This is a genomic window from Blastococcus saxobsidens DD2 (assembly GCF_000284015.1).
In the GTDB taxonomy this organism is placed as follows: Bacteria; Actinomycetota; Actinomycetes; order Mycobacteriales; family Geodermatophilaceae; genus Blastococcus; species Blastococcus saxobsidens_A.
The window spans coordinates 4,676,676-4,695,369 of the sequence record NC_016943.1 but is presented as its reverse complement, the minus strand read 5'-3'; the positions used below and the strand labels follow the sequence as shown (position 1 = coordinate 4,695,369).

Genomic DNA, 18,694 nt, shown 5'->3' with positions numbered 1-18,694 from the left:
GAGCTGGCAGCCATTTCGGCTGGGGATGGCGCGGGAGGTTAATTCATCGGGACCTCGGTAAGGCCGGAGGAGCGGCTGCTGGTCCGCGACCAGCGCTGCGGTGACGGCTGGGACGCCCCGGCTACTTGCGTCGTCGACTGGAGGGTGTCTGCGGGCGCGCCGCCCGAGACGCCGACCACCCGGTGCCTACGGTGCGCCCATGTCTCGCCATGCCTCACGGCGTCACCCGCACGAGGCCGTGCGCGCCGCGCTCGGCGTCGGCCATCGCGTGGGTCACGAAGGGATAGGTGCCGGCCTCGGGGAACGTGAGCTCGACGAACCCGCCCTGGGCCGGCGTCAGGCCCAGCGCCTGGCTGCCCCCGGTCCCGCCGGGCCCGGGGCGCAGGTCGTAGGCCCCCTCCCGGTAGACCGTGTCGAACTGCCCGCCGACGACGTGGAACGAGCTGCCCCGGTTCGGCCCGGCGGCGAGCACCCAGATGCGCACGCGCTCCCCGGCCCGGGCCGCCAGCGGTGCCGCGTCGTACTGCCGAGCGTAGCCGTTGAAGACCACCAGATCGGGAGCGCCGGCGGCGATCCGCTCCGGATCGGCGACGCCACCCTGCGGCCCGAGGTAGAACTCCGACTGCACGAGCAGGTACTCTCGGTCGACCGGCGCGAGGTCCGGAGGGTCGATCACCACGGCGCCGAACATCCCGTTCGCGACGTGCAGCGACATCGGCATCGTGGCGCAGTGGTACAGCCAGATACCGCTGCGGGTGGCGGTGAAGCGGTAGGTCAGCGACTCGCCCGGCGGGATCGTCCGCATCGGGCCGTCGGGTGCCAGCGCGCCGGCGTGGAAGTCGATCGAGTGGCCGATCGACCCGTCGTTGACCAGCGTGATCTCGAAGACGTCCCCGACGCGCCCGCGCAGCGTCGGCCCCGGAGCGGTCCCGCCGAACGTCCACAGCGTCTGGGTGACGCCGGGCGCCACCTCCCGCTCCACGTCGGTGACCGGCAGCGTGATCCGGTGCGTCCGCTGGTCGCTCGCCGGGGGGAGCGCCGCGTCGAACGGCTCGAAGCCGGGATCCGGCTCCGCGGCGGGATCGATGTCCAGCGCGGCCGAGGGCCCGTCGTCCTCACCGGCCCGGTGCGGGTCGTGCCCGGCCGTTGATCCGCCGACCACGCGGACCTGCAGCTCCATGCCCATCTGCCGGTGTCCCACGAGCGAGCACCAGCCGTCCAGGTCGCCGCCGATGACCCCGGCGTCGAGCTCTGCCCGCTCGCCCGGGTCGATCCGGTCGGTGCGGGCTCCGTTGGCCAGCACCAGGTCGTGCGGCTGGTCACCGGCATTGGTCAGGACGACGACCAGCCGGTCGCCGGCCGGGACATCGATCACGTCCGGCACGAACCGCATCCCTTCGGCGCGCACCTGCACCGTCGTCGTCCGACCGGTGGCCGCGACATCGCCCGGGGTGGCTGCGGTCGCGACGCCCAGCGCCGCGGGATCGGCGGCCACGCCGGCGGCCGCGGCCAGCAGCACGGCGGCCAGCCCCGCGACGGCCAGGCCGGGAACCCGGCCCGGCGCGGGGGAGGGCGCCGGCGACGGCTCTGCGGCCGGGGCGCGGCGGGCGAGGCGGGCAGCGCGGATGGCCAGGAACAGCAGCGGGACAAAGGTGGCCAGGCCGGCGAGCACCAGCAGCGAGCACGCCACCCGGACGATGCTCGGCACCGGGAGCGCGCAGACCAGCAGGCCGGCGTTCACCACGACGATCCGGAAGGCGCCGCCCCGGTCGAGGGCGGCGTTCGCCGCGCGCACCGGCCCGGCGCCACCGCCCAGGGCCACCGGAACCAGGTAGGACAGCGCCCCGAGCAGTACCTGCGTGCCGAACCCGGCGGCCAGGAACGGGGTCAGCCAGCCGAACCGGTCCCCGGCCTGCGCCCAGGAGCCGGCGGTCCCCACCCCGACGGCGGCGGCGGTGAGGCAGCCGGCCAGCCACAGCAGGCCTGCGGCGACCGACCAGGCCGGGTACGACGACGGCGGCCGGCTGCGGGCCGTGACGACGAGCACGCGCGCCACCATCGAGAGCCCGGCGACGTAGCCGGCGAGGCCGACGGCGGCGACCGGCCGCGATCCCAGCAGGGCGCCGGTCGCCGCGACGACCACCGCGAGCGCCAGGACCGGCAACGCCCGGCGGGCCGTCCGCTCGGCGGTGTCGGCGATCCGGGTCCGGAGCATCGTCGGCCACAGCGTCACGAGGGTGCCGACGACGGTCAGCCCCATCCAGCCGAGCAGGTTGATCACCGCGTGGGCGAGCGTGGCGCGCTCGTGCAGGTCGCCCAGCCCGCGGGCCAGCAGCGTGCCCAGCAGCGCGCCGGTGGGCAGGAAGCAGGTCGCCGCGACGTAGTAGCGCACGGTCGACCGGAACCGGCCGGGCAGCGCCCGGCGCAGCTGTCCCACGAGGGCGGCACCGTGCCAGCCGACGGCACCGGCCACCCCGCCGGCCCCGGCGACCGTCAGCGGCCAGATCCCGCCGGCCACACCGGTGAGCACGAGCAGGACGCCGCCGTTGAGCAGCAGCAGCCGCATGGACTGGACCCGCCGGTCGCCGTCCCTGGGAGCCGTGTGCAGGAGCGCGTCGGCGAAGTGCCGGCTCCACACCAGGATCGCGTGGCTCACCGCACCCAGCAGGACTAGGTGGATCAGCAGCCAGCGCGGGGCGGGCACGAACGGATGCACCAGGGCGGCGACGACCGTCGCGACCAACCAGACCACCACCGGCAGGTCGCGCAGCGGCCAGAATGCGCGGGAGCGGCTCGCCTGCCGGGTCATCGGACTGCCCCGCCCGGGCGCCGGACGGACGCCGCCGACCACGCCGCCACGGCGGCGAAGAGCAGGACCGCTCCGATGCCGAGGAGCCCACCCAGCTGCCAGGCGACCTCGATGCCGCGCACGTCGCCCAGCACGACCCGCACCGCCAGGGAGGCGTGCAGCAGGACGGCCGGCACGACCATGGCCGGCCGGTAGGGCAGTGGACGGCGCAGCACCGCGGGGAGGATCACCGGCGCGTGCGCCATCACCATCGACAGCACGAAGCCCAGGAACACCGCGTGCACGACGACGTCGTAGCCCGCCCCTGCGGTCACCGGCCCGACGAGCAGCCAGACCGCACCGGCCACCAGCAGCCATGCGTAGCCGGCGAGCAGGCAACCGGCCATGAACCGCGGCAGCCCGGTGGACCGCACGGTGTGCCGGGCGATGTCGTAGCGCAGCAGCCAGCCGGCCAGACCGAGGAGGGCGCCGCCGAGGAGCGGGTGGCCCACCGCCGGCCACATCAGCGCCGCGAGCGCACCGGCCGCCACCGCCGCGGCCAGGCCGACCGCCATGCCTTCCGCTCGCGGGGCCAGTGCACCGACCCGGGCCAGTTCGAGCCGCTCACCGACGATGGTGAGCACCAGGAAGCCCGCCAGCCACGGCAGCAGCCGGGGCACCGGCACGCCGCCCGCCCAGAGCAGGGCGGCTCCCGTGCCCAGCACGGCACCGAGCGCCTGCACCGCCACCGCCCCGGCCGGTTGCCGCCGCCACAGCGGCACGTAGACGGCCACGAGCGCGCCGGTGCCCAGCACCAGGGCCGTGGCGCCGACGGCGATCGGCAGCGGCGAGATCAGCAGCAGGGCTCCGGCACCCAGGCCGGCGGGCGCCGTGAAGCCCCAGCCGCGGCGGAGCGCGACCGCCCGTTCCAGGGCCACCAGCGTGCCGACGAACCCCAGCACCAGGAGGATGCCGTGCACCTGCGGCAGCCGCTCCACCCGCAGCGGTGCGGGCAGCCCGAGCAGCACCAGCGCGGCGTCGAGCCCGGCCAGCAGGGCCACACCCCCCGGCAGCAGGAGCAGCACCCGGCCGAGCGGCAGCCCGCGCTCGGCCGGCTGCTGCCGGAGCGGTGACGCCGCCCGCTCGGCCGTGAGCTCAGACATCCGTGGCGCCCCGGGCAACCGCCGCAGTGTCCAAGTGCAGGCGGCACGCGCCGGGCTCGGCGAAGGGCAGCAGGGCGGTCGCCTCCGGATCGCCGCCGGAGTGTTCCAGCGCGCCCCGGACGATCCCGAGATGCACCTGGCAGACCACCTCGGGGTACTGGCGGGCGGCGTCCAGCAGCGGGCAGCGGCGCAGCGCCACGGTGCTGGCCGCGGCGTCGGCCTCCGGTGCGAAACCCAGCTCGTCGAGCAGGCCGACGACGCGGTGCCGGGGCGTCGCTCCCGCCCGTGCGGGCTCCGCCGGGCGGCCGCTCGCAAGGGTGCGTCCCCACTCCCGGCCGGCGGCCAGACCCTCGGCGGCGGGGTCGGCGGCGGTCCGCGCGAGGTGCCCGGCCAGTGCGCCGGCCAGCGCCGCATAGTCACGGACCCGGACGTCGGGTTCGAGCCGGTCGGCCGCCGCGGTGTAGCGCCACGCCGGCCGGCCGCGGCCCTCCGCGGGAGCCCGCTCCCTGATGGCCAGGCCCCGCTCGACCAGCGCGTCCAGGTGCTCGCGCGCGGTGTTGGGGTGCACACCCAGCTCCGCGGCCAGGGCGGCGATCGTCACCGGCCGCGCGTCGCGCTGCAGCCGCTCCAGCACCGTGCCGCGGGCGCCGGACAGTGGCGGGCCGACCGAGCCGCGGACCGGTGCGGCACCGAGCTCGGGAGCGTCGCTCTTGTTTTCCACGGTATGCACCGTAGTAAATTCTGCGGCAGTCGGCCAGCGGGGCCGTCGAGAAGGAGGAATCCGTGACCACCACCCTGCCGCCAGGCGCCATCGACATGGTCCTGGCCTCCGATGCTGACGACGCCGCTGCCATCGAGGCCGTCCGGCAGCACCACGCCGAACTGGCCGGCCGGCTGGCCGTCCACGTCGACGCCCTGCTCGCCGCCGCCACCGCGCCCGGTGCCGCCGGCTTCCGCCAGGCCCGCGCCGCCGCGCTGGGCTTCCTCGGCGGCGACCTGCTGCCGCACGCCGCGGCCGAGGAGCGGGCGCTCTACCCGGCCGCCGCCCGGTCCGAGCGGCTCCGGCTCCTCGTCGAGGCGATGACCGCCGAGCACCGGGTGCTCGAGGAGCTGGTGCGGGAACTGGACCGGGCCGTGGAACCGGCCGCCGCGGCGGCCGGCGGTCACGCCCTGCGCGTGCTCTTCGACGCACACCTGGCCAAGGAGAACGACCTCGTGCTGCCGGTGCTCGCCGCCGATCCGGCCGTCTCGCTCGCCGGCGTCCTCGCCGGGATGCACGAACTCCTGGGCGAGGGCGGCCACGATCACGACCACGACCACGATGCCGCCGTCCCGCCGGTGCCGGCGAAGGGCAGCTGCGGCTGCGGCGGCCACGACGACGACGACATCCCGGTCCTCGACGTCCGGGCGGTACCGCACGCCATCCGCCACGCCACGGTGTTCGGGGCCTTCGACGCCGTCCCCGACGGCGGCTCGTTGCTGCTGGTGGCGCCGCACGACCCGCTGCCGCTGCTCCGCCAGCTCTCCGCCCGCGCGGGCGGCGCCCTGGCCGTGGACTACGAGGAGCGCGGTCCGGACGCGTGGCGGCTCCGGCTGACCCGTGCCTGACGTCGAGGTCGGGGGCGGCTCGGCGGGGGCCCGCCGAGCCGTCGGGCCGTGGTCGGCGACCGCCGGACGGCTGCTCCTCGGCGGCGTGCTCCTCGTCGCCGGAGCGCTGAAGGTCCCCGACCCGGCGGCCGCCGTCCGTGCCGTCCGTGCCTACCAGCTGCTGCCCGAGCCGCTGGTCGCGCCCGTGGCGTTCGGCCTGCCGGTCCTCGAGATCGCCGTCGGCCTGGCCCTGCTCGCCGGGGTGTTCGTGCGGACCGCCGCGCTGTCGGTCGCCCTCCTGCTCGTCGTCTTCATGGCCGGGGTCGCCTCCGCCTGGGCACGCGGGCTGCGGATCGACTGCGGCTGCTTCGGCGGCGGTGGTGTGGTCGCGACCGCCGACACCCCCTATCCCGGCGAGATGCTGCGCGACCTCGCACTGCTGGGCATCGCCCTGCTGCTGGCCCGCCGGCCCCGGTCCCGTCTCGCCCTGGGCGGCGCGCCGCCCGCACACCCACGTCCGGACGACGCCGAGTCTCCGGTTCCCCTCGCGATCTCGGAGAACACCCGTGTCCGTTGACCAGCTCGCCCACCGACCCCCGCACGGGAAGAAGGCCACCGCTCGTCAGCGGATCGCCGCCAGGCGGGCCGAGGAGGCCGCGACGCGTGCCCGTGCCGCCCGGCGCCGGAGGACCCTGGCGGGCGCGATCGTCGGCTCGGTCCTGCTCGTCGCGGCGGTCGTCCTGGCCATCGTCGCCCAGTCGTACCGGACCTCGTCGTCGCCGGACGCCGCCGTGCCGGCGAACACCGTCGACGGCGGCACGGCGATCGAGGTGGGCCGGGCGGACGCCCCGGTGACCTTCGACGTCTACGAGGACTTCCAGTGCCCGGCGTGCGCCCGGTTCGAGGCTCTCGACGCCGAGACGATCGCGCAACTGGTCGCCGACGGCAGTGCCCGGGTGCGGTACCACCCGATGGCCTTCCTCGACCAGGTCTCCCCGGACCGGTACTCGACCCGCTCGCTCAACGCCGCCGGGGTCGTGGTCGACGCCGCCGGCCCGGAGGCCTTCGTCCGGTTCGCCGGGATGCTCTACGAGCGGCAGCCGGTCGAGGGGACGCCCGGGCTCACCGACGACGAGCTGATCGCGCTCGCCGGGCGAGCCGGAGCCTCGGGTGCGGACGTCGAGCGCGGTATCCGCGACCTGGTCTACGAGGACTGGACCCGCACGGTCACCGACCAGGCTAGCCGGGACGGCGTCACCAGCACTCCCACCGTTCTGCTGGACGGCGAACTGCTCGGCCCGGCCCAGCTGCAGCCGGCCGCGCTCGTCCAGGCGGTGCGCGCCGGCGCCTGACCCTGGATGCTCGTCGAGCGCGACGCTCGTCGTGCCAGGTCCGATCGGAGGCCCCATGCCGGTGTACGAGCTGCCCTCGCCCTCACCCCGCGCACGCGAGCTGCGCGAGGCCATGGTCGCGTTCATGCGGGAGCAGGTGCTGCCGGCCGAGACCGAGTACCTGGCCCACCGTCGGGCTGCCGGCGCCGACGACCACGAGGCGCCGCCGATCATCGAGGTGCTCAAGGACCGGGCCCGCGCCCGGGGGTTGTGGAACCTCTTCCTGCCCGCCGAGTCCGGCCTCACGCAACTGGAGTACGCACCGATCGCGGAGCTGTCGGGATGGAGCCTGGAGCTTGCCCCCGAGGCGATCAACTGCGCCGCACCGGACACCGGCAACATGGAACTGCTCCACCTGCTCGGCACCGACGAACAGAAGCGGGGGTGGCTCGAACCGCTGCTGGCCGGGGAGATCCGCTCGGCCTTCGCCATGACGGAGCCGGACGTGGCCAGCAGTGACGCGACGAACATCGCCACGCGGATCGACCGCGACAGCGACGAGTACGTGATCAACGGCCGGAAGTGGTGGACCAGCGGCACCATGGACCCGCGGTGCGCCTTCTTCGTCCTCATGGGGAAGACCGACCCGGGTGCTCCGCCGCACCGGCAGCAGACGATGGTGCTCGTCCCGCGGGACACCCCCGGCGTCACCGTCGTCCGCGACTACCCGGTGCTCGGGCACCACGACCAGCACGGGCACGCCGAGGTGGTCTTCTCCCAGGTGCGGGTGCCGGTGACGAACGTGATCGGCGAGGAGGGTGGGGGCTTCGCCGCCGCCCAGGCCCGGCTCGGTCCCGGCCGGATCCACCACTGCATGCGGGCCTTGGGCGCCGCCGAGCGCGCCCTCGCGCTGATGGCCGCCCGGGCCAAGGAGCGGGTCGTCTTCGGCCGGCACCTCGCCGAGCATGGCGTCGTCCAGCAGCAGATCGCCGAGTCCCGGCTGGAGATCGACCAGGCCCGGCTGCTCTGCCACCACGCCAGCCACGTCATCGACACCGAGGGCAACAAGGCGGCCCGTTCCCTGGTCGCCATGGCCAAGGTGGCGGTTCCCCGTGCCGCCACCCGGGTGATCGACCGGGCCATCCAGGTGCACGGCGGCGCCGGGATCACCGACGTGACCCCGCTGGCGGCGATGTACGCGTGGCACCGGGCGATGCGCATCTTCGACGGGCCCGACGAGGTGCACGTCCGGTCGATCGCCAAGGCCGAGCTGCGACGGGAGCCGGAACTGCCGCCGCACCTGGTCACGCCCTGTGGGCGGCCCCCCAGGCGGCGTCAGCGCGCAGAGCCTGCGGAGGGGGCCCTCACCGGGCGGCGGCCCTCGCCGTCCCCACGATCTCGGGAACGTCCTCCACGAGCGCGGTCAGGTTCACTCCCGCGTCGGCGAGGGCGGGCAGCAGGTACCGGTTCTCCTGGTGGACGCACACGTCGTACAGCACGACCAGCGCTCCTGCGGCGAGGGCGACGTCGATGCCGTCGGTCGCCTGCTCGATCTCGCGCACCAGGGCGCCCATCATCCGGTGCTCGTCGAGCATCGCGGCCACGAGCAGCGCGGTCCGGTCGTTCTCCCCGGCGGTGTACACGAGGCCTTCCTCGACCTCGGTGTGCGCGAGCAGCTCGTCGTTCAGGAAGTCGACGAGGTCCTGGCGTGCCGGCTCGTACGGCCAGTGGGCGGTCACCGCCGTGATCACCGACTGGGTGTGCCGGACGAGCCGGTCGCGGAGGTCCTCGTGGTGGATCTCGGCAGCGGCGGTGATGAGGTCGAGGCTCGTGGTCATGGCGGACTCCTGGCGGTGCGTCGTTGGGTCACACCTTTTCTACAACATGCGCCGTGAGAAAAACAGGGTCGCCGGGACGCCCGGTCAGCGAGTACCGGTGGGCGCGCGTTGCGGGATCGCGACGCTGAGCAGGACGACCGAGTCCTCGTCGGCGTGGAGGCTGTGCCGCCGGTTGGGGATGGGGCTGATCTGGTGCGCGGCGAGGACCTCGGTCTGCTCGCCCGCGACCAACCGGACCCGGCCGCGGAGCACCAGGAGCGTCGCCGGTCCCGGGCTCTCGTGCTCGGCCAGGTCCTGATTCCTGATCAGGGCGATCACCGTCTGCCGCAGACCGTCCACGGGGTGTGGGAGCGTGTGCGCGGCGCGCAAGGCGTTCTGCATCGCGGCGTCGGCGAGCAGCTCGGTGGCCAGTTCGTCCAGGTTCACGGGTCCTCGGTCATCCACCAGCCCATGGTGGCCCAACGACCCGCCGACGGCGAACGGGCCGTCGTCCGGCGGATCCCCGGGTACGGGCGCGCGGCGAGCGGACGTCCCGGTTCCCGACCAGAATGGTGATCATGTCCGACCGCCCGCCCGCGGTCGTCATCGACGACCTCGCCGAGCCGCGGCACGTGGCGCTCGCCGTGCGGTCCCGCCGGCGGATCGTCGAGGTGCTGCGCTCGGCCGGCCGGCCCGTCGCCGTCGGCGAGCTGGCGGCCGCGGTCGGCCTCCACGTGACGACGGCGAGGACCCACCTCCGCGTGCTCGAGGCGGCGGGGCTCGTCGTCCGGACGCCGCAGCTGCCGGCAGGGCCGGGTCGGCCCCGGCACTGGTACGCGGCGGTGACGGAGGGCGGACCCGGTCAGGGGCACCGGGAGCTCGCCGAACTGCTCGCCGGTGCGCTGGACACGGGCGGAGAGGGTGGCCGACAGCGAGCCGAGGAGGCCGGTCGACGGTGGGCCGAGCGCCAGGTGCCCGAACCGGCGGAGCTCACCTGGGAGCAGGCCGTCGGCGGCCTCGACGAGCTGTTCGGCCGACTCGGTTTCGCGCCGCGCCGGGTCGACGCGGAGCCGAACCGGTTCCGGGTGGCGCTCGAGCGGTGCCCGTTCCGGGACGTGGCCCGGGCCCACCCTGAGGTCGTGTGCTCGGTGCACCTCGGCCTGATGCGGGGAGCTCTGTCCCGCTTCGGGTTCACCGTGATCGCCGACTCTGCCCTGCTGCAGCCGTTCGTCGCCCCCGAGTTGTGCATGGCCGAGGTCCCTGGTCCACCGGCACCGGACCGGCGGCAGCGGGTGGAGTCGCTGGGCAACGAATAAGGAGGGCGGCTACGCTCCGAACCGACGGCCACGCTGCGGGACCCCGAGGAGCGTCGGATGACATACGTGATCACCGAACCGTGCATCGATGTCCTCGACCGCGCCTGCGTCGACGAGTGCCCGGTCGACTGCATCTACGAGGGTGAGCGGGCGCTCTACATCCACCCCGACGAATGCGTCGACTGCGGCGCCTGCGAGCCGGTCTGCCCGGTCGAGGCCATCTACTACGAGGACGACGTCCCCGACCGGTGGTCGGTCTTCACCGCCGACAACGCCCGCTTCTTCGCCGAACCGCTGCCCGGCCGCGCCGAGCCCCTCCACTCGCCCGGCGGGGCCGCGAAGCTCGGCGTCGTGGGCGCCGACACCCCCCTGGTCGCAGGCCACCCCCGTAGGAGCTGAGCAGGATCGCGGCCGCGGGTGTGGGGACACGCCGGTGGCCGCCCGTCGGGATGCGACTTCACCCGGGGACCGGTGGGATGCAGGAGAGCGGGCGGTATGGCCGGGAACAAGACGGACACGACCGAGAAGGAGAGCCGTGACTCTCGCACCTGAGGGCAGCCGGCAGAACACCGACGGGCACGCCGGATTCGACGGCGGCGTGTCCGAGGCGCTGGTGAAGACCTCACGATTCTTCCGCAAGGGCGAGGTCAGCGCCGACCTGCGGTCGCTGCACCAGATCGGCGGACGGGACGCCGACAGCTTCTACCGCGACCGCTGGTCGCACGACAAGGTCGTCCGCTCCACGCACGGCGTGAACTGCACGGGCTCGTGCTCGTGGAAGGTGTACGTCAAGGACGGGATCATCACCTGGGAGGCCCAGCAGACCGACTACCCGTCCACCGGGCCCGACCGCCCCGAGTACGAGCCGCGCGGCTGCCCTCGCGGCGCGGCGTTCTCCTGGTACACGTACTCGCCGACGCGGGTGCGTTACCCGTACGTCCGAGGCTCGCTGCTGCAGATGTACCGCGAGGCCCGGCAGCGCCTGGGCGACCCGGTCCTCGCGTGGGGCGACATCGTCGACGACCCCGAGAAGGCACGCACCTACAAGTCACAGCGCGGCAAGGGCGGCCTCGTCCGGGCGTCCTGGGACGAGGCGACCGAGATGATCGCCGCCGCCCACGTGCACACCATCAAGAAGTACGGGCCGGACCGCGTCGCCGGCTTCTCGCCGATCCCCGCGATGTCGATGGTCTCGCACGCGGCCGGAGCCCGGTTCATGTCCCTGATCGGGGCTCCGATGCTGTCGTTCTACGACTGGTACGCCGACCTGCCGGTCGCCTCGCCACAGGTGTTCGGCGACCAGACCGACGTCCCGGAGTCCGGCGACTGGTGGGACGCCTCCTACCTGATCCTGTGGGGCTCCAACGTCCCGGTCACCCGTACCCCTGACGCGCACTGGATGACCGAGGCCCGGTACCGCGGCCAGAAGGTCGTCGTCATGAGCCCGGACTACTCCGACGCGACGAAGTTCGCCGACGACTGGCTCGCCCCGCACCCGGGCACGGACGGCGCCTTGGCGATGGCGATGGGCCACGTCGTCCTCAAGGAGTTCTTCGTCGACCGGCAGGTCCCGCGGTTCCAGGAGTACGTGAAGCGGTACTCCGACCTCCCGTTTCTGCTCACCCTGACCCCGCACGGGGACAGCTACGTGCCGGGCAAGTTCCTCACCGCCGCCGACCTCGGTGACCTGGAGGAGGGCGCGGAGTTCAAGACCGTGCTCGTCGACTCGGCGACCGGCGAGCCGCACGTCCCCAACGGCTCGCTCGGCTTCCGCTTCGGTGAGGCCGGGAAGGGCAGGTGGAACCTCGATCTCGGTGACGTCGACCCGTTGCTGAGCCTCTACGACGGCGCGGCGGAGACGGTGACGGTCGACCTGGCCCGCTTCGACACCGCCCGAGGCGAGGGTGCCACCCTGCGCCGCGGCGTGCCGGTGCGCCGGGTCGGCAAGCACCTGGTGACCACGGTGTACGACCTGCTGCTCGCCCAGTTCGGCGTCGACCGGCGGGGTCTGCCGGGGGAGTGGCCGGCCGGGCTGGACGACGCCTCGCAGCCGTACACCCCGGCCTGGCAGGAGCAGTTCACCGGAGTGACGGCGGCCGCCGCGACGCGGATCGGCCGGGAGTTCGCGCAGAACGCCGAGGACTCCGGCGGCCGCTCCATGATCATCATGGGGGCCGGACCAACCACTGGTTCCACTCCGACACGATCTACCGGGCGTTCCTGACCCTGACCACGTTGACCGGCTGCCAGGGCGTCAACGGTGGCGGCTGGGCGCACTACGTCGGGCAGGAGAAGGTCCGGCCGATCACCGGCTACTCGACCGTGGCCGCGGCTCTCGACTGGGCGCGCCCGCCGCGGCAGATGATCCAGACGGCCTACTGGTACCTGCACACCGACCAGTGGCGCTACGACCAGACGACGCTGGACGGGTTCGCCTCGCCGCTGGGCACGGGTCGCTTCGACGGCAAGACGCCGGCCGACGTCCTCGCGCAGTCGGCGCGCATGGGCTGGATGCCGTCCTATCCCACGTTCAACCGCAACCCCCTGGACCTGGCCGACGACGCCGCCGCCGCCGGGAAGGCACCGGGTGAGCACGTGATCGACGGCCTCCGCGACGGGAGCCTGCGGTTCGCCGCCGAGGATCCCGACGCCCCGGAGAACTTCCCGCGGGTGCTGACGATCTGGCGGGCCAACCTGCTGGGCTCCTCGGCGAAGGGCAACGAGTACTTCCTCAAGCACCTGCTCGGCACCGACAACGCTGTCCGGGCCGAGGAGGCGCCGCCGGAAGCCCGGCCCAAGGACCTGGTCTGGCGGGAGGAGGCGCCCACCGGCAAGTTGGACCTGCTGCTCGCGCTGGACTTCCGGATGACCAGCACGACGATCTACTCCGACATCACGCTGCCGGCGGCCACCTGGTATGAGAAGCACGACCTCAACACCACCGACATGCACCCCTACGTGCACTCGTTCAACCCCGCCATCGCGCCGCCGTGGGAGACCCGCACCGACTTCGAGGCCTTCGGCACCATCGCCCGCCAGTTCAGCCGGCTGGCCGCCAGGCACCTCGGCGTCCGCAAGGACCTGATGGCGCTGCCGCTGCTGCACGACACCCCCGACGCACTGGCCAACCCGCGCGGGGTGGTGCGGGACTGGAAGGCGGGGGAGTGCGACCCGGTCCCGGGGAAGACGATGCCGAAGTTCGTCGTCCATGAACGGGACTACGGCGCGGTCGCGCAGAAGTGGGCGGCGCTGGGGCCACTGGTGGAGGAGCTCGGCCTGACGACCAAGGGCGTCACCACCATGCCGGACAAGGAGGTCGAGTACCTCAAGCACAAGAACGGCGTCATCCGGGACGGCGTCGCGGCCGGCCGGCCGGCCTTGGCGCGGGACGTGCACTGGTGCGAGGCGATCCTGGCGCTGTCCGGGACGACGAACGGACGGCTGGCCACCCAGGGTTTCCACCGGTCGGAGGAACGCACCGGGATGCGGATGGCCGACCTGGCCGCCGAGCACGAGGGCAAGCTGGTCACCTTCGCCGACACGCAGGCGGCGCCCACCCCGGTGATCACCTCGCCGGAGTGGTCGGGCAGCGAGCACGGCGGCCGCCGGTACTCGCCGTTCACCATCAACGTGGAGCGGCTGAAGCCCTGGCACACCCTGACCGGCCGGCAGCACTTCTTCCTCGACCACGACTGGATGACCGAGGCGGGGGAGAACCTGCCGGTGTTCCGGCCGCCGCTGGACATGCACACGCTGTTCGGTGAGCCGCAGGTCGGTGAGCAGGGCGAGCTGGGCATCACCGTCCGGTATCTCACCCCGCACAACAAGTGGTCGATCCACTCGGAGTACCAGGACAACCTGTTCATGTTGTCGCTGTCGCGTGGCGGCCAGACGATCTGGATGAGCGTCCAGGACGCCGCCAAGGTCGGGGTGAAGGACAACGACTGGATCGAGGCGGTCAACCGCAACGGCGTCGTGGTGGCCCGGGCGATCGTGTCCGCCCGGATGCCGGAAGGGACGGTCTACATGCACCACGCGCAGGACCGGCTCATCGACGTCCCGCTCACGGAGACCTCCGGCAAGCGCGGCGGCATCCACAATTCCCTGACCCGGCTGTTCCTCAAGCCCACACACCTGATCGGCGGTTACGCGCAGCTGGCGTTCGCCTTCAACTACCTGGGGCCGACCGGGAACCAGCGCGACGAAGTGACCGTGATCCGCCGCCGCAACCAGGAGGTGCAGTACTGATGCCCAGGGCTGCCGCAGAAATGGCCATGAGTGCGGGGAAGGGGAGCGTCTGATGCGCGTCATGGCTCAGATGGGCATGGTGATGAACCTCGACAAGTGCATCGGGTGCCACACCTGCTCGGTCACCTGCAAGCAGGCGTGGACCAACCGCAGCGGCGTCGAGTACGTGTGGTTCAACAACGTGGAGACCCGGCCGGGTCAGGGCTACCCGCGCACCTACGAGGACCAGGAGAAGTGGAGGGGCGGCTGGCAGGTCGGCCGGAACGGCAAGCTTCAGTTGCGTACCGGCAGCCGGCTCTCCCGCTTGCTCACCATCTTCTCCAGCCCGAAGCTGCCCTCGATCGAGGAGTACTACGAGCCCTGGACCTACGACTACGAGACCTTGACCAACGCTCCGGTCCAGGAGCACACCCCGGTCGCGCGGCCCCGCTCGCTGCTGACGAACAAGCCGATGAACATCGAGTGGAGCGCCAACTGGGACGACAACCTCGGTGGGGCGCCCGAGCTCACCCAGGACGACCCGGTCCTGAAGAAGATCTCGGCGGAGATCAAGGAGAAGTTCGAGCAGACCTACATGTTCTACCTGCCGCGGATCTGCGAGCACTGCATCAATCCGTCGTGCGCGGCCTCCTGCCCGTCGGGCGCGATCTACAAGCGGGAGGAGGACGGGATCGTCCTGGTCGACCAGGACCGCTGCCGCGGCTGGCGGCAGTGCGTCACCGGGTGCCCGTACAAGAAAGTCTACTTCAACCACCGCACCGGCAAGGCCGAGAAGTGCACGTTCTGCTTCCCGCGGACCGAGGTCGGCATCCCGACGGTCTGCTCGGAGACGTGCGTCGGCCGGCTGCGCTACATCGGCATCGTCCTCTACGACGCCGACCGGGTGCTCGAGGCGGCGTCCACGCCGGACGACCAGGACCTCTACATGGCCCAGCGGTCGATCATCCTGGATCCGCACGACCCGCAGGTGATCCACGCCGCCGAGCAGGCCGGCATCTCCCGCGACTGGATCGAGTCCGCGCAGCGCTCGCCGATCTACTCGCTCATCACCAAGTTCGAGGTGGCCCTGCCGCTGCACCCGGAGTACCGGACCATGCCGATGGTCTGGTACATCCCGCCGCTGTCCCCGGTGGTCGACGCGCTCACCGACACCGGGCACGACGGGGAGGACGCCGGCAACATCTTCGGCGCCATCGAATCGCTGCGGATCCCGGTCGAGTACCTGGCGGAACTGTTCGCCGCCGGCGACACCAACCTGGTCACCGGTGTGCTCAAGAAGCTCGGGGCGATGCGCGCCTACATGCGCGACCTGAACCTCGGCCGGCCGGCGGACGAGTCGATCGCCACCGCGGTCGGCATGACCGGGCAGGACATCCAGGACATGCACCGGCTGCTCGCCATCGCCAAGTACGACGAGCGCTACGTGATCCCGACCATCCACGCCGAACAGGGCCCCGAGCGCGAGGAGTTCGACAGCGGCTGCTCGCTGGACTACGACGACGGTCCCGGCATGGGGGGCTGGGGACCGTTCGGGGAAGCCTCGGGCGGCACGACCCCGATCGCAGTGGAGAACTTCCACATGCTCGCGGCGCGGCAGACCAGCGACACCATGGCGGCACCGGGGGACAAGGCGCAGCGGGTCAACCTGCTCAACTGGGACGGCAAGGGCGCTCCGGAAGGGCTCTTCCCGGACCGTCCCGACGGTCGCGGGGGCGTCGACGCGGACTCCCCAGCGGTCACGGATCCCAAGCCATGAGCCCCCGGCTCCTGTCGCGCCGGTCGGAGCCGGCCGCCGCCCAGGTGGCCACCGCCCGGCAGGCCGCGTCCCTGCTCCTCGGCTACCCGGACGAGGACCTGCTCGCCCGGTTGCCGCTGCTGCGGGCGGCGGTCGCACCGCTGCCGGCGGAGTTGGCGGGGCCGCTGGGCCGGTTCCTCGACCACGTGGAGACCACGCCGCTGGAGCAGCAGCAGGCCGAGTACGTGGAGACGTTCGACCTACGGCGACGCTGCTGCCTGTACCTGACCTACTTCACGCACGGGGACACCCGCAAGCGCGGCATGGCGCTGGTCCAGTTCAAGCACCTGTACTCGCGTGCGGGGATGACGCTGTCGGACGAGGAACTGCCCGACCACCTGGCTGTCGTGCTCGAGTTCACCGCGACCGGTGACGCCGCCCGCGGTGAGCGGCTCCTGACGGAGTACCGACCCGGCCTCGAGCTGATCCGGCTGGCCCTGGAGGAACGGAGCTCGCCGTACGCCGCGGTGCTGCAGGCCGTATCGGCCACCCTTCCGCCGGTGGAGGCCGCCGACCGCGCGGCGGTGCTGCGGCTGGCCCAGCAGGGCCCGCCCGGTGAAGACGTCGGCCTCGATCCGTACGGCGCGCTGCCGTTCGCGCCACCGGAGTTCATACCCCAGCCCCCGCCCGGTGCGTCCGCAGGAGCCCCCGCATGAACGCCGTAGAGATCCTGCTCTGGGTCGTCGTCCCGTACGTCAGCCTGGCGATCTTCGTCGTCGGGCACTACTGGCGGTACAAGTACGACAAATTCGGCTGGACCACCCGCTCCAGCCAGCTCTACGAACGACGGCTCCTGCGCTGGGGCAGCCCGCTGTTCCACTTCGGGATCCTGTTCGTGCTCATGGGACACGTCATGGGGCTGGGCATCCCGAAGTCCTGGACCGACGCCGTGGGGCTCTCCGAGAGCGCGTATCACGCCCTGGCGATCGGGGTGGGGGCGATCGCCGGATTCGGCACCCTGGTCGGGCTGGCGATCCTGATCTACCGGCGGCGCACCGTCGGGCCGGTGTTCAGCGCGACGACCAAGAACGACAAGTTTATGTACCTGGTCCTGACGGTGACCATCCTGTTCGGGATGAGCAACACCGTGCTCGGAGCGATCGGGCACGAGGGCGTCGACTACCGCGACACCGTGTCCCCGTGGTTCCGCAGCATCTTCTACTTCAACCCGCAGCCAGAGCTCATGAGCGAGGCAGGCCTCGGCTTCCAGCTGCACGCGCTCTCGGCACTGGTGCTCTTCGCCATCTGGCCGTTCACCCGGCTGGTGCACGTGTTCAGCGCGCCGCTGGGCTACTTCACCCGGCCCTACATCGTCTACCGCAGCCGCGACCCGCACATCGGGAACCGGGCCACACCGCGCGGTTGGGACCGGGTGGGAGATCCCCGGAAGTGACTGCGACACCGGCTCCTGAAGCATCCTCCGCCACCCCGGCCGGCGGGGCGGCCGTGCCTCGGCAGGCCTGGATCATCCTGGCCGTCGCGACCATTGGCTTCACCGTCAACTTCTGGGCCTGGGCCCTGATCAGCCCGCTCGGCGGCCTCTACACCCAGCTGCTGGAACTCAGCTCGCTGGAGACCGCGCTCATCGTGGCCGTGCCGGTCATCGTCGGCTCCCTCGGACGCATCCCCGTCGGCGCACTCACCGACCGGTTCGGCGCGCGGGTGATGTTCCCGCTGATGAGCGCGCTCACGATCGTGCCCGTCCTGTTCGTCGGCTACCTGGGCACCGAGTCGTTCCTGCTGCTCGTGGTCGGTGGCTTCTTCCTCGGTCTGGGTGGCACGACCTTCGCCGTGGGCGTGCCGCTGGTCAACGCCTGGTTTCCACCCGCCAAGCGCGGCACCGCCATCGGAATCTTCGGTGCGGGGACGGCCGGTACCGCTATCGCGGCGTTCACGACCGTCGGTCTCAAGGACGCCTTCGGCGTGCCCTTCCCGTTCACCGTGGTGGCGGTGCTGCTGGTCGTGTACGCGGTCCTCTCCTACCTGCTGCTGCGGGACGCGCCCGGCCGGACGGTTCCCACCGGGAGCGCAGTGCGCCGGGCGTGGGAGACGGCCAAGCTCCCCATCACGCTGCAGTTGTCATTCCTGTACGCGGTGGGCTTCGGCGGCTTCGTCGCGTTCAGCGTGTACCTCCCGACCTACCTGCGGACGGTGTTCGATCTCTCGCCCGGTGACGCCGCCTTCCGGACGGCGGGATTCGTCGTACTCGCCGTGGTCATGCGGCCGGTCGGTGGCTTCCTGTCCGATCGGTTCGGCCCGATCCGGGTGCTGACCGTCTGCTTCGTCGTCGTCACCGTCTTCGCGGCGGTGTCGGCGCTGGAGCGGTCGCTCGAACCCCTCGGCACGATCGCGTTCCTGGCCATGGCCGCCGCCCTGGGCGCCTCCTCCGGTGCTGTCTTCGCGCTGGTGGCGCTGGTCGCCCCGCCGGGCAAAGTCGGCGGGGTGACCGGCATCGTCGGTGCCGCCGGCGGTCTGGGCGGCTTCGCGCCTCCGCTGCTGATGGGCACCATCTACGGCTGGCAGGGGAACTACCAGCCGGGTCTGTGGCTGCTCGCCATCACCGCGGCGGTCGCCGCGTGCTACACGGCCTGGGGCATGCGCATCCCGACGGCGTGAGCGCCGGGGCCGGGCTCGAATCGGCGGCGAGCA

The 18,694-nt window shown here is 72.6% G+C and carries 15 protein-coding genes and 2 pseudogenes; 12 read left to right on the top strand and 5 right to left on the bottom strand.

All coding sequences use genetic code 11. The features are described from left to right. Positions 1–214 precede the first annotated feature (214 nt). From BLASA_RS22275 to BLASA_RS22265, 3 genes are read right to left on the bottom strand one after another with little or no spacing between them, the layout of a single operon-like run. Complete coding sequence (locus BLASA_RS22275) at positions 215–2,809, bottom strand: multicopper oxidase domain-containing protein (protein WP_014378535.1); 2,595 nt, start codon at positions 2,807–2,809, stop codon at positions 215–217. Continuing rightward, a complete protein-coding gene (locus BLASA_RS22270; RefSeq protein WP_014378534.1) occupies positions 2,806–3,951 on the bottom strand; it encodes a hypothetical protein in 1,146 nt (381 codons plus the stop codon). Before BLASA_RS22270 ends, BLASA_RS22275 begins: the two co-directional genes overlap by 4 nt. Then, positions 3,944–4,672, bottom strand: coding sequence for a helix-turn-helix transcriptional regulator (locus tag BLASA_RS22265; protein ID WP_014378533.1), 729 nt, complete (start codon positions 4,670–4,672; stop codon positions 3,944–3,946). The genes BLASA_RS22270 and BLASA_RS22265 overlap by 8 nt, the downstream gene beginning before the upstream one ends. 62 nt (positions 4,673–4,734) lie before the next feature. Here BLASA_RS22265 and BLASA_RS22260 point away from each other — a divergent pair, with 62 nt between their 5' ends. The 4 genes and pseudogenes from BLASA_RS22260 to BLASA_RS24455 form a co-directional block, all read left to right on the top strand. After that, the gene (locus tag BLASA_RS22260; RefSeq protein ID WP_014378532.1) at positions 4,735–5,559 is read left to right on the top strand and encodes a DUF2249 domain-containing protein; all 825 of its coding nucleotides are present in this window, start codon (positions 4,735–4,737) and stop codon (positions 5,557–5,559) included. Then, the gene (locus BLASA_RS22255; protein WP_014378531.1) at positions 5,552–6,115 is read left to right on the top strand and encodes a MauE/DoxX family redox-associated membrane protein; all 564 of its coding nucleotides are present in this window, start codon (positions 5,552–5,554) and stop codon (positions 6,113–6,115) included. Before BLASA_RS22260 ends, BLASA_RS22255 begins: the two co-directional genes overlap by 8 nt. Then, positions 6,105–6,890, top strand: a complete 786-nt coding sequence (locus BLASA_RS22250; protein WP_014378530.1) for a DsbA family protein — start codon at positions 6,105–6,107, stop codon at positions 6,888–6,890. The genes BLASA_RS22255 and BLASA_RS22250 overlap by 11 nt, the downstream gene beginning before the upstream one ends. Before the next feature lie 55 nt (positions 6,891–6,945). Continuing rightward, a pseudogene (locus BLASA_RS24455) lies at positions 6,946–8,079 on the top strand (acyl-CoA dehydrogenase family protein); the annotation flags it as partial. A 154-nt stretch (positions 8,080–8,233) separates the two neighbouring features. Here the strand turns inward: BLASA_RS24455 and BLASA_RS22240 are convergent. Beyond that, entirely contained in the window at positions 8,234–8,707 is a 474-nt protein-coding gene (locus BLASA_RS22240) for a hemerythrin domain-containing protein (protein WP_014378528.1), read from the bottom strand. Between the two features lie 84 nt (positions 8,708–8,791). Next, on the bottom strand, positions 8,792–9,151 hold the full coding sequence (locus BLASA_RS22235) for a hypothetical protein (protein ID WP_014378527.1): 360 nt from the start codon (positions 9,149–9,151) through the stop codon (positions 8,792–8,794). Between the two features lie 113 nt (positions 9,152–9,264). On the opposite strand from BLASA_RS22235, the gene BLASA_RS22230 reads away from it, so the two are divergent. The 8 genes and pseudogenes from BLASA_RS22230 (at position 9,265) to BLASA_RS22200 (ending at position 18,661) form a co-directional block, all read left to right on the top strand. After that, on the top strand, positions 9,265–10,002 hold the full coding sequence (locus BLASA_RS22230; protein ID WP_014378526.1) for a helix-turn-helix transcriptional regulator: 738 nt from the start codon (positions 9,265–9,267) through the stop codon (positions 10,000–10,002). A gap of 57 nt (positions 10,003–10,059) precedes the next feature. Then, a complete protein-coding gene (gene fdxA / locus BLASA_RS22225) occupies positions 10,060–10,401 on the top strand; it encodes a ferredoxin (protein WP_041775909.1) in 342 nt (113 codons plus the stop codon). A 559-nt stretch (positions 10,402–10,960) separates the two neighbouring features. Further along, a pseudogene (locus tag BLASA_RS26635) lies at positions 10,961–12,975 on the top strand (molybdopterin-dependent oxidoreductase); the annotation flags it as partial. Continuing rightward, positions 12,949–14,250 (top strand): molybdopterin dinucleotide binding domain-containing protein, encoded by a 1,302-nt coding sequence (locus BLASA_RS26630; RefSeq protein ID WP_419761020.1) that lies wholly within the window; start codon positions 12,949–12,951, stop codon positions 14,248–14,250. The pseudogene BLASA_RS26635 and the gene BLASA_RS26630, both read left to right, overlap by 27 nt. A 52-nt stretch (positions 14,251–14,302) precedes the next feature. Continuing rightward, a complete protein-coding gene (gene narH / locus BLASA_RS22215; protein WP_014378522.1) occupies positions 14,303–16,006 on the top strand; it encodes a nitrate reductase subunit beta in 1,704 nt (567 codons plus the stop codon). Then, the gene (gene narJ, locus BLASA_RS22210) at positions 16,003–16,701 is read left to right on the top strand and encodes a nitrate reductase molybdenum cofactor assembly chaperone (RefSeq protein WP_014378521.1); all 699 of its coding nucleotides are present in this window, start codon (positions 16,003–16,005) and stop codon (positions 16,699–16,701) included. Before narH ends, narJ begins: the two co-directional genes overlap by 4 nt. After that, a complete protein-coding gene (gene narI / locus BLASA_RS22205) occupies positions 16,698–17,438 on the top strand; it encodes a respiratory nitrate reductase subunit gamma (RefSeq protein ID WP_014378520.1) in 741 nt (246 codons plus the stop codon). The genes narJ and narI overlap by 4 nt, the downstream gene beginning before the upstream one ends. Before the next feature lie 53 nt (positions 17,439–17,491). Beyond that, positions 17,492–18,661, top strand: a complete 1,170-nt coding sequence (locus tag BLASA_RS22200; RefSeq protein ID WP_014378519.1) for an MFS transporter — start codon at positions 17,492–17,494, stop codon at positions 18,659–18,661. Positions 18,662–18,694: the final 33 nt, after the last annotated feature.